Source organism: Bacillus cereus group sp. N12 (assembly GCF_016483575.1).
In the GTDB taxonomy this organism is placed as follows: Bacteria; Bacillota; Bacilli; order Bacillales; family Bacillaceae_G; genus Bacillus_A; species Bacillus_A toyonensis.
Genome location: NZ_JAEHBO010000101.1, coordinates 1 through 14,842 on the forward strand (window position 1 = coordinate 1; position 14,842 = coordinate 14,842).

Here is a 14,842-nt window from a genome sequence, read left to right on the forward strand (position 1 = left end):
GGAAGTTAAGCTCTCTAGCGCCGATGGTAGTTGGGACCTTGTCCCTGTGAGAGTAGGACGTCGCCAAGCAACTAAAAAACACGAGTCTTTGACTCGTGTTTTTTTATTTCCCATGAAATAGATTAGATTCTGATAGTAAAAATACTGAAATATAGTAAGGTATTTTTTGGGCAGAAATATTAAGGAATTGATAAATAAATGGATAATCTTCAGATCCATAACTACCAAGTAAGTCATACCACCAATCAGTTTCATACCTAGAAATCATGCTTAAATTATAGAGCAATAAGTAATGAACGAGGAGCTCAGGTAAAATGGGTTTAGAATTTCTAGGATTAGTCGTAAGTGGTAAGTAATAAGTATTAGTAAGGTACTCATAGTATAAAGGAGTACTATACATAGGATTCCACGATTGAATAGGCGCCGAAAAAAACACATTCGATTCACTATTTTTCTCAGCTACGTGTTGTATCGATAAATGTTTACAAGTTGTTTCGATGTAACGAGAAAATCGCTCTTTAGTCATATGTAATCGATCTAATATATTGACTGAAAAGGAGAGCTCATTTTTATTTGTTGAATCGATCTTATATAAAGTTGATACTTTTTGACTATAACGAAACAAATTTTGTAATTCAGGAATATTCCCCATCAGCTCTAACATATTAAACTTCTCCGCTTCTAAGTGTTTCATGTGAAACAGTTGTTCTGCAACGTGAGTAAATAATCCGTTTTTCTGTATTTTCACCTCATCTTCTAAAAATTGATACCCCTGTTTTTTTCGTTTACGAGTTGTAACGCCATGAGCTAAAACAGTAGTTGATTCTGGGTAGTTAGGATCAATAGTTAACAAGCAAGCTTTAAATAGTTGGCTAATTCCATAAAATAACAACATTGGTTGAATCGAAAAAGGGGCCGCCTTATATAATTCGTAATAATTTTTCCCGTGTTCTAAGTAGTAAATAAAGGGATAACAGTTTTCAAAACTTTTTTTTTCAGCATCTTGTATGGAGGATTTTTCATAACAACGGGCAAGATAACGTTGTACATTTTGAGATGAAAAAAAGAAACTTAATTGCTGCCAAGTACAATGTGTTTGATGCATATATTACGCTCCTTTTATTGTCTAAAAATTCTAACATATGTATACGTCCTTGACAGTATTTTAACCAATTGATAAGCTACTAATAATAATTTCTGGTATCATGGGGGGAACAATTATGTGGGAATCTAAATTTGTTAAAGAAGGTTTGACTTTTGATGATGTATTACTTGTACCAGCGAGGTCAGATATATTACCAAGAGAAGTAAGTGTTAAAACAGTTTTATCTGAAAGCTTACAGCTAAACATCCCGTTAATTAGTGCAGGAATGGATACAGTAACAGAAGCTGACATGGCTATTGCAATGGCTCGCCAAGGCGGTTTAGGAATTATTCATAAGAATATGTCTATTGAGCAACAGGCAGAGCAAGTTGATAAAGTAAAGCGCTCTGAAAGCGGCGTTATTTCAGATCCTTTCTTCTTAACTCCAGAACATCAAGTATATGATGCAGAACATCTTATGGGAAAATATCGTATCTCAGGTGTACCAGTTGTAAATAATTTAGATGAGCGAAAATTAGTTGGTATTATTACCAACCGTGATATGCGTTTCATCCAAGATTACTCAATCAAAATTTCTGACGTAATGACAAAAGAACAGTTAATTACAGCTCCAGTTGGTACTACACTGGAAGAAGCTGAAAAGATCCTACAAAAGTATAAAATTGAAAAGCTCCCTCTTGTTGATAATAACGGTGTATTACAAGGGCTTATTACAATAAAAGATATTGAAAAAGTAATTGAATTCCCAAACTCTGCTAAAGATAAGCAAGGACGCTTATTAGTTGGAGCGGCTGTTGGTGTAACGGCTGATGCTATGCTTCGTATCGATGCATTAGTAAAAGCTAGCGTAGATGCAATTGTACTTGATACAGCTCATGGGCATTCTAAAGGTGTTATTGAAAAGGTAAAAGAAGTTCGTGCGAAATATCCAGCACTAAATATTATCGCTGGAAATGTTGCTACAGCTGAAGCAACGAAAGCATTAATCGAGGCTGGTGCAAACGTAGTTAAAGTTGGTATTGGACCAGGTTCTATTTGTACGACACGCGTTGTAGCTGGTGTTGGTGTACCACAATTAACAGCAGTTTATGATTGTGCAACAGAAGCTCGTAAACACGGTATTCCAGTTATTGCTGATGGCGGTGTTAAGTACTCTGGTGATATGGTTAAAGCTTTAGCAGCAGGAGCACACGTTGTTATGCTAGGTAGTATGTTTGCTGGTGTTGCTGAAAGCCCTGGAGAAACTGAAATTTACCAAGGTCGCCAATTTAAAGTATATCGTGGTATGGGTTCTGTTGGAGCGATGGAAAAAGGAAGTAAAGATCGTTACTTCCAAGAAGGAAACAAAAAACTTGTTCCAGAAGGTATTGAAGGACGCGTACCATATAAAGGACCTTTAGCAGATACAGTTCATCAATTAGTTGGTGGATTACGTGCAGGTATGGGATATTGTGGAGCACAGGATTTAGAATTCTTACGTGAGAATGCACAGTTCATTCGCATGTCAGGTGCTGGTTTACGTGAAAGCCACCCTCATCATGTACAAATTACAAAAGAGGCTCCAAACTACTCATTATAATGTCTTATATGTAAATAGATAGAGATTTGATATCTCTGTCTATTTTTTTTTGATTATGTTAGAATAACGGTTATGTGAGTACATAGATATTGGGGGTAGCAAAAGTGAAAGGTATGTTTTGCAAAAGATTCATGGCTTTGGTAACGGTGCTTACACTAGCTTGTAGCATGCTGTTACCATATAGCAATGCATCGGCTGAAACAGGAGCCGCTCTAAACATTGAAGCAGGTGCGGCAATTTTAGTAGAAGCGAATTCTGGGAAAATTTTATATCAAAAGAATGCAGATGAGTTATTATCAATTGCTAGTATGACAAAAATGATGAGTGAATATTTAGTTCATGAAGCAGTGGATAAAGGAAAACTTAAGTGGGATCAAAAGATTAAGGTTTCTGAATATGCGCATAAGATTTCACAGGATCGTTCATTATCAAATGTTCCACTAGAAAATGGTGGTTCTTATACGGTAAAAGAGTTATACGAAGCGATGGCGATTTATTCCGCTAATGGAGCAACAATTGCTCTAGGTGAAGCAGTGGCAGGAAAAGAAGTTAATTTTGTAAAGATGATGAATGATAAGGCAAAAGAGTTGGGATTGAAAAATTATAAATTTGTAAATTCTACAGGCCTAACGAACAAAGATTTAAAAGGACAGCATCCCGAAGGAACAACACCGGATGAAGAAAATAAAATGTCTGCAAGGGACGTCGCAATTTTAGCGCAACATCTTATTAAGGATTATCCCAAAACATTAGATACAGCAAAAATCCCTAAAAAAGTATTCCAAGAGGGTGGAAAATACCCGATTAATATGGATAACTGGAATTGGATGTTAAAAGGTTTAGTTAAGCAATACGATGGCGTAGACGGCCTGAAAACAGGATCAACTCCAGAAGCCGGTGATTGCTTCACTGGTACGGTTGAAAGAAACGGTATGCGTTTTATTTCTGTAGTTATTAAAACAAGTTCTCATACAGCACGTTTTGATGAAACGAAGAAGTTATATGATTATGGATTTGCTAACTTTGAAATGAAGCAAATGTACAAAAAAGATTCTTCAGTAAAAGGACAAGAAACAGTAAGAGTAGAAAATGCAAAAGATAAAGATGTAGCAGTTCAAACAAAACAAGTTGTTTCACTTCCAGTGCCAAAAGGAAGTAAAGATGTTTATAAAACAGAATTTAAAGAAGCAAGTAAGGGACAAGAAGCACCTATTAAAAAGGGTGTTGCACTTGGTCAGATGGTAATTACACCAAAAGATACGAATGACCCTGGATTTTTATCTGGTAAGTCATTACAAGTAGATCTTGTAACAACATCAGCAGTGGAAGAAGCAAACTGGTTTACTCGTTCTATGCGCGGAATCGGCTCTTTCTTTAGTGGTATATGGAATAGTGCTGTTGATACAGTAAAAGGTTGGTTTTAAAAGCTCCTCATTGTAGGAGCTTTTTCTTATTCCCATTTTTCATACCTACTTTATGAAAAAGTAGTAGACAAGCATCTGATAGTTAATGGTAGAATGTAAGAGTATTCTTAATTTTCGCCTTTAACGGGGGAAAGCAATTCACCTAGGGGGGTTTTTGTACATGACAAATGTAACAGGGACAGAACGTGTAAAACGTGGAATGGCAGAAATGCAAAAAGGCGGCGTTATTATGGACGTAGTTAACGCTGAACAAGCAAGGATTGCAGAAGAAGCAGGCGCAGTTGCCGTTATGGCATTAGAGCGTGTACCAGCAGATATTCGTGCAGCAGGTGGCGTTTCTCGTATGGCAGACCCAACGATTGTTGAAGAAGTTATGGGTGCGGTGTCAATTCCGGTTATGGCAAAATGCCGTATCGGTCATCTTGTAGAAGCACGTGTATTAGAATCATTAGGGGTAGACTATATCGATGAGAGTGAAGTATTAACTCCTGCTGATGAAGTATACCATTTAAATAAACGTGATTACACAGTTCCGTTTGTATGTGGTTGCCGTGATATCGGAGAAGCTGCACGTCGTATTGCAGAAGGTGCATCTATGCTTCGTACAAAAGGTGAGCCGGGAACAGGAAACATTGTAGAGGCAGTGCGTCATATGCGCCAAGTCAATGCAGAAATCCGTCAAGTTGCAAGTCTACGTGAAGATGAGTTAATGACATATGCAAAAAATACTGGTGCTCCTTATGAAGTACTACTTGAAATTAAACGCCTTGGTCGCTTGCCAGTTGTAAACTTTGCAGCAGGTGGTGTAGCAACACCAGCAGATGCAGCGTTAATGATGCAACTTGGTGCTGATGGTGTATTTGTTGGATCTGGTATCTTCAAATCAGAGAACCCAGAGAAATTTGCACGTGCAATCGTTGAAGCGACGACTCATTATGAAGATTACGAACTAATTGCAAGCCTTTCTAAAGGATTGGGTAATGCAATGAAAGGTGTCGAAATTTCAACGTTATTACCAGAACAACGCATGCAAGAGCGTGGATGGTAATTGAAGGAGAACTTTAAAATGGTGAAAATCGGTGTACTAGGTCTTCAAGGTGCAGTTCGTGAGCATGTAAAATCAGTTGAAGCAAGTGGTGCAGAAGCTGTTGTTGTAAAGCGTATAGAGCAACTTGAAGAGATTGATGGTCTTATTTTACCAGGCGGTGAAAGTACAACAATGCGTCGTCTTATTGATAAGTATGCTTTCATGGAACCACTTCGTACATTTGCGAAGTCTGGTAAACCAATGTTTGGTACATGTGCAGGTATGATTCTTCTTGCGAAAACACTTATTGGCTATGAAGAAGCACATATTGGTGCTATGGATATTACAGTTGAACGCAATGCGTTTGGACGCCAAAAAGATAGTTTTGAAGCCGCACTTTCAATGAAAGGTGTGGGGGAAGACTTTATTGGTGTATTTATCCGTGCTCCGTATGTTGTAGATGTTGCTGATAACGTTGAAGTACTTTCTAAGCACGGCAATCGAATGGTAGCGGTAAGACAAGATCAGTTTTTAGCTGCTTCATTCCATCCGGAATTAACGGATGATCATCGTGTGACAGCATACTTTGTCGAAATGGTAAAAGAAGCTAAAATGAAAAAAGTTGTGTAAGTAACTTGCAACTTGTATAAGATTATAGTAAATTGATGGTAACAATTTTATAAAATAAGCGTGTTGATAGGAAGTAGTAACAAATGTCGTTTCTTATAGAGAGTCGATGGTTGGTGGAAATCGATAGAAACAGTTTGTGAATCCATCCTGGAATGGAATGTGGAATATCTTTATGATTAGTAAACATTCCCGGTGAAGAGCCGTTATTTCTACTTGAGAGGAAAGTAGTAATGCTTTCAACTAGGGTGGCAACGCGGGTTAACTCCCGTCCCTTTGTATAGGGACGGGAGTTTTTTGTGTTTTATAAAATAAAAGGAGGAGTATATAATGCTTGATATTAAATTATTACGTACGAACTTTGAAGAAGTAAAAGCAAAATTGCAGCATAGAGGCGAAGATTTAACGGAGTTTGGTCGTTTTGAAGAGCTTGATACGAGAAGAAGAGAATTACTTGTTCAAACAGAAGAACTAAAAAGTAAACGTAACGAAGTGTCTCAACAAATTTCAGTATTAAAGCGTGAAAAGAAAGATGCAGAAGCTTTAATTTTAGAAATGCGTGAAGTTGGAGAAAAAGTAAAAGATCTTGATAATGAACTTCGTACAGTTGAAGAAGACTTAGAAAGATTAATGTTATCTATTCCAAATATTCCTCATGAATCTGCTCCAGTTGGTGAAACAGAGGATGATAATGTAGTAGCGCGTACTTGGGGAGAAGTGAAGGAATTTGCTTTTGAACCAAAACCACATTGGGATCTTGCTACAGATTTAGGAGTTTTAGATTTTGAGCGTGCTGGGAAAGTAACAGGAAGCCGCTTCGTATTTTACAAAGGTGCAGGCGCAAGATTAGAGCGTGCTTTAATTAGTTTTATGCTTGATCTTCATACTGACGAGCATGGATATGAAGAAGTGTTACCTCCGTATATGGTAAACCGTGCAAGTATGACAGGAACGGGACAACTTCCGAAGTTTGAAGAAGATGCATTCCGTATTGAAAGTGAAGATTACTTCTTAATTCCAACAGCAGAAGTACCTGTAACGAATATGCATCGTGATGAGATTTTAAATAAAGAGCAATTGCCTATAAGATATGCTGCATTTAGCTCTTGCTTCCGTTCTGAAGCAGGTTCAGCTGGTCGCGATACACGTGGTTTAATTCGTCAACATCAGTTCAATAAAGTAGAGCTTGTGAAGTTCGTAAAACCAGAAGATTCTTATGAAGAGTTAGAAAAATTAACAAATGATGCAGAACGCGTGTTACAATTATTAGAGTTGCCATATCGCGTTATGAGCATGTGCACAGGCGATTTAGGATTTACAGCAGCGAAGAAATACGATATTGAAGTATGGATTCCAAGCTATGGCACATATCGTGAAATTTCTTCTTGTAGTAATTTTGAAGCTTTCCAAGCGAGACGTGCAAATATCCGTTTCCGCCGTGAGCCAAACGGAAAACCAGAACATGTTCATACATTAAATGGATCTGGTCTTGCAATTGGACGTACGGTTGCAGCTATTTTAGAGAACTACCAACAAGAAGATGGTACAATTATAATTCCAGAAGTTCTTCGCCCTTATATGGGAGGAAAAACAGTTATTAAGTAAATTTAAACATTCATCGGTATGAGTGATTGGTAATTATGAGCGTTGTCAGTACTGTAATGTAGGAGGGGGAAAGTAAAATTTTCCTTTCCTCATAATTTATTTTAGTAGGGTTGACTAACTGTTTTTCTTTTGATATTATATTTGATGTCAATATGGAGGTATACCCAAGTCTGGCTGAAGGGATCGGTCTTGAAAACCGACAGGCGGCGAGAGTCGCGCGGGGGTTCGAATCCCTCTACCTCCTCCAGATATAATTGACAACAGCGCATATAAGTGGAGATTGGAGAACTCGTTACCAACACGTAACGAGTTTTTATTTTAAAACCAATCATAAAGTATGGTGTAAGGCGATTTTGTCCTTATTACACACTCATATTCCGATGATTATCTTCATAGATATGAAAGGAGTCAACATGGATCTTATTATACAAACGTTTCCTTTAGATGGAAAAACTTTATATTATGTACAATGTCCTGTCTGTAAGAACAATAGAATTTTAAACAGTGGTGCAAATGTATCGCGCATTATAAGCGATGATACATTCCGTAAACTTTGTGGTTGTACTTGTGATGTAAAGCAAGCTACGACAAAAGTAGAGGCGCCAAAAAAGGTTGAAAAACCAGCTGTAAAGAAAGAAGCAGCTCCAAAACGTACAGGTAAAGTATTAACGGCAGTGATTAACGGGAAAGAAATGACTGTTAAAGAGATTGCTGAAACATATGACATTAGTACAAGTACTGTTCGTCAGCGTATTAACGCTGGAAAACCTGAGAGTGAAATTATTGCTCCAACAAAGAAGAAGTAATTTAATAGGAAAACCCGTGCATATGCACGGGTTTTTTATTTTACAAGTTTACGTGTTTGTTTTAAGAAATGGCCAATTTTTTTAATGATTGGTTCGATTGAATCGCCATCTTTTAAAATATCGTATTCATTAATGTTTAATCGTAAAACAGGGCATGAATTGAAGTTGTTAATCCAGTTTTCGTAACGTCCGTGCATCTCTTTCCAATACTCAATTGGTGTTTGCTGCTCCATCGGGCGTCCGCGTTCTTGAATACGGTCTACAATATCATCGAAAGAACCTTCTAAGTAAATTAATAAGTCTGGATGAGGGAAGTAAGGAGTCATGACCATAGCATCAAATAAACCTTTGTATGTTTCATAATCAGTTTCCGTCATTGTACCTTTTTCATGATGCATCTTTGCGAAAATTCCAGTGTCTTCATAGATAGAACGGTCTTGAACAAAACCACCACCGTATTCAAAAATTCTCTTTTGTTCTTTAAATCGTTCTGCTAAGAAGTATACTTGCAAGTGGAAGCTCCAGCGTGTGAAATCGGCATAGAACTTGTCCAAATATGGATTAGAATCTACTTTTTCAAATGATGTGCGATAACCTAAAGCGTTAGCTAGTGCAGTTGTCATAGTTGATTTTCCGACACCTACTGTTCCAGCGATAGTAATTACTGCATCATTCGGTATATCATATTTTTGCCTTAAATTCATTATTATTTCGACTCCTTTAAGAGAGTATTTTGAAGGGCGGATAGGATGACGTTTAAATCATCGGGATTTTGTACAAAATCCATATCATCTCCGTTAAATTTCAACACTGGGATATCTGGATGGTCCTTTTTAAAAGTATCCATTGCTGTTTCGTAATCTTTTGTGAGCTGTAGTAAGTAATTTGGATCCATATTTTTTTCGAATTCTCTTCCGCGCATTGCGATTCGTTTTTGTAATGTTTCCAGGCTAGCTGTTAAATAAACGATGACATTTGGTACAGGCATATCTTGTGTAAGGATACGATAGATTTGCATGTATTTGTCATATTGAGAATCTTTTAATGTACGGGATGCGAAAATTAAATTTTTAAATATATGATAATCTGCTACTACTGGCTTCCTTTGATTCAAATACTTTATGTTAATGTCTTCTAGTTGTTTGTATCTATTACAAAGAAAGAACATCTCTGTTTGAAAACTCCATTCGTCGATGTCTTCATAGAACTTTCCTAAAAAAGGGTTTTCATCAACAATCTCTTTTAGTAAGTGGAGTTGCATGTGAGTTGAAATTTCCTTCGCAAGTGAAGTTTTTCCAACACCAATTGGTCCTTCAACCGTGATAAATGGTACTCCGGTCACGCTGTTTCCTCCTTTCAATCAGTGATTTACCGTGACTACTAAAAACACAAAACAGAATTATTGTAGCACAAGAGGGAAGCAAGCGGGTTAATTTGATATAAAAAGTTAGAAAATAGATATATGTATTAATTAATTTTTATTTGAGATGACGGTATTATATTTGCTTTCAATGTAGCTTCCATTATTTTTAAAGCATGCAGATTGTCCTGATCATTGTTAGAGGCAATGCAATCCTGTGGTACATACAGTGTATAATTTCTCATATGAGCATCGTTAGCAGTAAATAGGATACATATATTTCCGGCAACTCCTGTTAATATCAGATTTTCTATTTTTAAATAGCCCAATAAAGAATTCAAAGGCGTTTCATAAAAAGCAGAGTAATGTGGTTTAATAAAAATGTAATCATCAGAATGTGGAGCAATCTTATGAATTATATTTTCACTATACTCATTTGTACAATGAGTAATCAGTTGGTCAATATCAGATCTCCAAAGTTGATAATGGTCATTAACATAAATTATGGGATAGCCGAAGGCTTTCATTGTTTTCTTTAATTGTAAAATAGGATTTGTTATAGTTTCGCATTTTTTTGCCAGGATGGGCCCGTGGGAAAATTGAAAGTCATTAATCATATCAATAATGAGCAAAGCTGTGTTTTTCATATGTAATCCCCTCTCTTTTTCTTTTAGGGTGGATTGAATTTATAAAAGTTATCCCACGTGTAGTAAATGGAAAAAGGTTTATTTTATTTGTGATGAAAGGACTAGGTTATGGAACAAGATCAAGATATTTATTTTATGCAACTAGCGATAGAAGAGGCTAAAAAGGCAGAGGAAATACAAGAAGTACCAATTGGTGCAGTCATAGTGTTAGATGGTGAGGTAATTAGTGTCGCTCATAATTTAAGGGAAACTGAGCAACGATCAATCGCTCATGCCGAGTTGTTAGCGATTGATGAAGCTTGCAAAAAGCTAGGGACATGGCGTTTAGAAGATGCAACGTTATATGTAACCTTAGAGCCCTGTCCAATGTGTGCGGGTGGAATTGTTTTATCACGAGTGAAGCGAGTTGTATATGGTGCAAGTGATCCGAAGGGCGGATGTGCAGGAACATTAATGAATCTTTTAACAGATGAACGCTTTAATCATCAATGTGAAGTAGTCACTGGTGTATTAGAAGAAGAGTGCGGTACGTTGCTAACAAACTTTTTTAGAGAGCTTCGTAAAAAAAGAAAAGCGATAAAAAAATTAGAGAAAAGTAACGAGAATTAACGCATTTGCATTTTATAAAAAAACAAGTTATACTGATAATGCCTTTAATGAAGGCAACCGAATATTGGTTTTAACTTTGCCGTGCTAAGCGGGGAGGTAGCGGTGCCCTATACTCGCAATCCGCTCTAGCGAGGCCGAATCCCTTCTCGAGGTTATGTTGCTGTAAGGTCTGCCTTAAGTAAGTGGTGTTGACGTTTGGGTCCTGCGCAACGGGACCCCGTGAACCTTGTCAGGTCCGGAAGGAAGCAGCAATAAGCGGGTTTTCTCGTGTGCCGCAGGAGTGCCTGAACCGAGCTAACTGCTTGAGTAACGCTTATGGTACGTAATCGACAGAAGGTGCACGGCAGTTATATATGTATACAAAACTCACCTTGATACAAGGTGGGTTTTTTGTATGGAAAATAACTTTTGGAATCTATAAACAGAATGGGTTATAATATATAAGATAATAACCTTTGAGGGAGGCCGTATTTTCGTGTCATACCAAGCGTTATACCGAACATGGAGACCGCAAAAGTTCGAAGATGTAGTCGGTCAAAAGCACGTAACAAAAACGTTGCAAAATGCCCTTCTTCAAGAGAAAGTTTCACATGCTTATTTATTTTCTGGTCCGAGGGGAACAGGAAAAACGACGATTGCAAAAGTATTTGCAAAAGCAATTAACTGTGAACATGCTCCGGTAGCTGAACCTTGTAATGAATGTCCTTCTTGTTTAGGAATTACACAAGGATCTATTTCAGATGTATTAGAAATTGATGCGGCTTCAAATAACGGTGTAGATGAAATTCGAGATATAAGAGATAAAGTAAAATATGCTCCAAGTGCTGTAGAATATAAAGTATACATTATCGATGAGGTTCACATGCTTTCTATGGGTGCCTTTAATGCTCTTCTAAAAACTTTAGAAGAGCCACCAGGACATGTTATCTTTATTTTAGCGACAACAGAACCACATAAGATTCCACCTACGATTATTTCGAGATGTCAGAGATTTGAATTCCGAAAAATATCAGTAAATGATATTGTTGAGAGATTATCGACGGTTGTGACAAATGAGGGTACGCAAGTAGAAGAGGAAGCACTACAAATTGTTGCTCGTGCTGCCGAGGGTGGTATGCGTGATGCACTTAGCCTTATTGATCAGGCTATATCTTATAGTGATGATGCAGTTACGACAGAAGATGTTTTAGCTGTAACAGGCTCTGTTTCTCAGCAATATTTAGGTAACCTAGTAGAATGTATACGTGAAAATGATGTATCAAGAGCATTACGTATCATAGATGAGATGATGAGTAAAGGGAAGGATCCAGTTCGATTTATGGAAGATTTCATTTACTATTATCGTGATATGCTTTTATATCAAACTTCACCACAACTAGAACATATGTTGGAACGAGTAATTGTAGATGATCAATTCCGCATGTTAAGTGAAGAAATGCAGCCGGAAGTAATCTATGAGATTATTCATAGTCTTAGTAAAGGGCAACAAGAGATGAAGTGGACAAACCATCCACGAATTTTCTTAGAAGTTGTGATGGTACAACTGTGTCAGCAGTTTATGATGCAAGCAAACGGTGCAGATCGTTTACAAGCGGTTATGAACAGAATGCAGCAACTGGAGAAAGAATTAGAACAAGTTAAAAAGAATGGTGTACCAGCTGGCGTGCAACCTGAAGTAAGAGAGACGCGTGCAACACCAAAACCAATGCGAACGGGAAGTATGAAAATTCCTGTTGGACGTGTAAATGAAGTGTTGAAGCAGGCGAAGCGTCAAGAATTAGAACAATTGAAAGCCGTATGGGGTGAGTTGTTAGGAAGACTCAAATCGTATAACAAAGTGGCATTTGCTGTTTTATTAGAAAATAGTGAGCCAGTAGCGGCTTCAGATGATACTTATGTGTTAGCATTTCAATATGAGATTCATTGTAAAATGGCGAGTGAAAATCGTGAAGCAATGGATACGCTGGAACAAATTCTTTTTGAATTGCTAAGTAAAAAGTTAAATATGATTGCTATCCCGAAAAGTGAATGGGGTAAAATTCGTGAGGACTTTTTACAACGCGAAGGCGGGGATTCTGAAGAAAGCCCAGAGCAAAAAGAAGATCCTCTCATAGAAGAAGCAGTAAAATTAGTAGGGCAAGAACTTATTGAAATAAAAGAATAACTATTATTAGGAGGAATTAAATATGATGCGTGGCGGAATGGGAAATATGAATAACATGATGAAACAAATGCAAAAGATGCAAAAAGACATGGCAAAAGCACAGGAAGAGCTTGGTGAAAAAACGGTTGAAGGTACAGCTGGCGGTGGAATGGTTTCTGTAATTGCAAATGGCCATAAGCAAGTTCTTGAAGTGAAAATTAAAGAAGAAGTTGTAGATCCAGAAGATATCGAAATGTTACAAGATCTAGTGCTAGCTGCAACGAACGATGCACTTAAAAAGGTTGATGAACTTTCAAATTCTACAATGGGTAAATTTACAAAAGGCTTAAACTTACCAGGTGGAATGTTCTAGGAGGATATTGATATATGCATTATCCAGAACCAATATCAAAATTAATCGATAGTTTTATGAAATTGCCAGGAATCGGACCGAAAACAGCGGTTCGATTGGCATTTTTCGTATTAGATATGAAAGAAGACGATGTGTTAGGTTTTGCGAAAGCACTTGTGAATGCGAAGCGAGATTTAGCGTATTGTTCTGTATGCGGACATATTACTGACCGTGATCCTTGTTATATTTGTGATGATTCACATCGAGATCAAACGGTTGTCTGTGTCGTGCAAGAACCGAAAGATGTGATCGCGATGGAAAAAATGAAAGAGTATCAAGGTGTATATCATGTGTTACGTGGTGCGATTTCCCCGATGGAGGGAATTGGACCGGAAGACATTAATATCCCGCAACTCTTAAAGCGACTGCACGATGAAACGGTACAAGAAGTGATATTGGCAACAAACCCTAACATTGAAGGGGAAGCTACAGCGATGTATATATCCCGCCTCTTAAAGCCGACAGGTATTAAAGTAACTCGTATTGCACATGGTCTACCAGTTGGTGGAGATTTAGAATATGCAGATGAAGTAACTCTGTCAAAAGCGCTAGAAGGCCGCAGAGAAGTATAAGAGGAGAAACAAAAATGTTCTTTCAAAAAAAGGGTAAATTGCGTAAAGAGTATGACGATAAGTTAATTGTACTATTAGAAAAAGTAAAGAATGAATGGTTACGTCAAAAGAGAATGGTTGAACAAAGTGTTGAGCCGTCTCCAGATGTAATTTGTTCTTTGAAAATAGCAGAGGCAAAATATTTCTTCTTGTTAAAAGAAGCAAAACGTCGCCCTGTAAAAATGGAACAATGGTAAAAGGTTCTGCTTTTTAAGCAGAACCTTTTATTTTTTATTTGTTAAAGTAGAGGGGGTATTTCGTTTTAAAAGGATCGTTGAGGATTCTGATGGGTTTGTATGAAGAAAATGTTGCTGCGTAAAAGTTATCACGATGGGCCGACTGGAGTTATAGGATAAACGTTCTTTTTTATCGTCTTGTCCCATACATATAGATATGTATAGGTCATTCATAAGGAGGAAAAAATGAATTCTACAATTATTATTGTTGGTATTCTATCTCTTGTTTTTATTTTTCTTGTTTTTGGTGTTTCTTCTAAACCATTGCGTTTTATAGGTAAAATACTTTTTCATGTTACTTTAGGAATAGCATTGCTCTTTATCGTAAATGTTGTAGGGACATATTTTGATTTTCATATTCCGATTAACGCAGGTACAGCGACAGTAACAAGTTTATTAGGCTTACCCGGTGTTGCTGCATTAGTAATAATTAAGCTGTATATCATGCCAAGATAAAATTATTTTGGCATTTTTTTAAAAAGTGTTGACTAAAGAATGTTTAATATGATAAATTAATAAGCGTCGTCAGGAACGAAAGAAAAAAGTTGTTGACGGATTTAACGATAAATGTTAAATTATAAAAGTCGCTGAAACGCGATATTGAACTTTGAAAACTAAACGAAACAAACAACGTGAAACGTCAATTTTTAT

The 14,842-nt window shown here is 37.1% G+C and carries 16 protein-coding genes, 1 tRNA gene, 1 other RNA gene and 1 other annotated feature; of the genes, 14 read left to right on the top strand and 4 right to left on the bottom strand.

Annotated features, from left to right (window positions below; translation table 11 throughout):
* Positions 1-103 precede the first annotated feature (103 nt).
* Positions 104-1,105 (bottom strand): YaaC family protein, encoded by a 1,002-nt coding sequence (locus JDS92_RS26865; RefSeq protein WP_000554256.1) that lies wholly within the window; start codon positions 1,103-1,105, stop codon positions 104-106.
* A gap of 115 nt (positions 1,106-1,220) precedes the next feature.
* Between JDS92_RS26865 and guaB the strand changes: the two genes are divergently transcribed.
* The 7 genes from guaB to JDS92_RS26900 all read left to right on the top strand — a co-directional run bounded on the left by guaB (position 1,221) and on the right by JDS92_RS26900 (position 8,173).
* Positions 1,221-2,684, top strand: coding sequence for an IMP dehydrogenase (gene guaB / locus JDS92_RS26870; protein ID WP_000264091.1), 1,464 nt, complete (start codon positions 1,221-1,223; stop codon positions 2,682-2,684).
* 113 nt (positions 2,685-2,797) lie between these two features.
* Complete coding sequence (locus JDS92_RS26875) at positions 2,798-4,108, top strand: serine hydrolase (RefSeq protein ID WP_131202456.1); 1,311 nt, start codon at positions 2,798-2,800, stop codon at positions 4,106-4,108.
* A gap of 160 nt (positions 4,109-4,268) precedes the next feature.
* Positions 4,269-5,156 carry a pyridoxal 5'-phosphate synthase lyase subunit PdxS gene (gene pdxS / locus JDS92_RS26880; protein ID WP_000186168.1) on the top strand — a complete coding sequence of 296 codons (888 nt, stop codon included), beginning with the start codon at positions 4,269-4,271 and terminating at the stop codon, positions 5,154-5,156.
* A gap of 18 nt (positions 5,157-5,174) precedes the next feature.
* Positions 5,175-5,765 (top strand): pyridoxal 5'-phosphate synthase glutaminase subunit PdxT, encoded by a 591-nt coding sequence (pdxT, locus tag JDS92_RS26885; protein ID WP_000238791.1) that lies wholly within the window; start codon positions 5,175-5,177, stop codon positions 5,763-5,765.
* A gap of 54 nt (positions 5,766-5,819) precedes the next feature.
* Positions 5,820-6,041 (top strand) — a binding site (T-box leader).
* 51 nt (positions 6,042-6,092) lie between these two features.
* The gene (gene serS, locus JDS92_RS26890) at positions 6,093-7,367 is read left to right on the top strand and encodes a serine--tRNA ligase (protein WP_000884202.1); all 1,275 of its coding nucleotides are present in this window, start codon (positions 6,093-6,095) and stop codon (positions 7,365-7,367) included.
* A gap of 154 nt (positions 7,368-7,521) precedes the next feature.
* Positions 7,522-7,614, top strand: a tRNA-Ser gene (locus JDS92_RS26895).
* Between the two features lie 166 nt (positions 7,615-7,780).
* Positions 7,781-8,173, top strand: coding sequence for a sigma factor-like helix-turn-helix DNA-binding protein (locus JDS92_RS26900; protein WP_000364197.1), 393 nt, complete (start codon positions 7,781-7,783; stop codon positions 8,171-8,173).
* Positions 8,174-8,208: 35 nt separating this feature from the next.
* On the opposite strand, the gene JDS92_RS26905 is transcribed toward JDS92_RS26900, so the two are convergent.
* The 3 genes from JDS92_RS26905 to JDS92_RS26915 all read right to left on the bottom strand — a co-directional run bounded on the left by JDS92_RS26905 (position 8,209) and on the right by JDS92_RS26915 (position 10,180).
* Complete coding sequence (locus tag JDS92_RS26905) at positions 8,209-8,877, bottom strand: deoxynucleoside kinase (protein WP_001053585.1); 669 nt, start codon at positions 8,875-8,877, stop codon at positions 8,209-8,211.
* Between the two features lie 2 nt (positions 8,878-8,879).
* Positions 8,880-9,515, bottom strand: a complete 636-nt coding sequence (locus JDS92_RS26910; RefSeq protein WP_000148219.1) for a deoxynucleoside kinase — start codon at positions 9,513-9,515, stop codon at positions 8,880-8,882.
* Between the two features lie 125 nt (positions 9,516-9,640).
* Positions 9,641-10,180, bottom strand: coding sequence for a cysteine hydrolase family protein (locus JDS92_RS26915; RefSeq protein WP_000798728.1), 540 nt, complete (start codon positions 10,178-10,180; stop codon positions 9,641-9,643).
* A gap of 108 nt (positions 10,181-10,288) precedes the next feature.
* Between JDS92_RS26915 and tadA the strand changes: the two genes are divergently transcribed.
* The 7 genes from tadA to JDS92_RS26950 all read left to right on the top strand — a co-directional run bounded on the left by tadA (position 10,289) and on the right by JDS92_RS26950 (position 14,647).
* Positions 10,289-10,789, top strand: a complete 501-nt coding sequence (gene tadA, locus JDS92_RS26920; protein WP_000434333.1) for a tRNA adenosine(34) deaminase TadA — start codon at positions 10,289-10,291, stop codon at positions 10,787-10,789.
* Positions 10,790-10,868: 79 nt separating this feature from the next.
* Positions 10,869-11,133: signal recognition particle sRNA large type (gene ffs, locus JDS92_RS26925), an RNA gene on the top strand.
* 131 nt (positions 11,134-11,264) lie between these two features.
* Positions 11,265-12,953 (top strand): DNA polymerase III subunit gamma/tau, encoded by a 1,689-nt coding sequence (dnaX, locus tag JDS92_RS26930; protein WP_000121584.1) that lies wholly within the window; start codon positions 11,265-11,267, stop codon positions 12,951-12,953.
* 25 nt (positions 12,954-12,978) lie between these two features.
* The gene (locus JDS92_RS26935; protein ID WP_170957726.1) at positions 12,979-13,305 is read left to right on the top strand and encodes a YbaB/EbfC family nucleoid-associated protein; all 327 of its coding nucleotides are present in this window, start codon (positions 12,979-12,981) and stop codon (positions 13,303-13,305) included.
* A 14-nt stretch (positions 13,306-13,319) separates the two neighbouring features.
* Positions 13,320-13,916 (top strand): recombination protein RecR, encoded by a 597-nt coding sequence (gene recR, locus JDS92_RS26940; protein ID WP_000559167.1) that lies wholly within the window; start codon positions 13,320-13,322, stop codon positions 13,914-13,916.
* A 14-nt stretch (positions 13,917-13,930) separates the two neighbouring features.
* Positions 13,931-14,152, top strand: coding sequence for a YaaL family protein (locus tag JDS92_RS26945; protein WP_000466018.1), 222 nt, complete (start codon positions 13,931-13,933; stop codon positions 14,150-14,152).
* A gap of 225 nt (positions 14,153-14,377) precedes the next feature.
* Positions 14,378-14,647, top strand: coding sequence for a pro-sigmaK processing inhibitor BofA family protein (locus tag JDS92_RS26950; protein WP_001089268.1), 270 nt, complete (start codon positions 14,378-14,380; stop codon positions 14,645-14,647).
* Positions 14,648-14,842 lie beyond the last annotated feature (195 nt).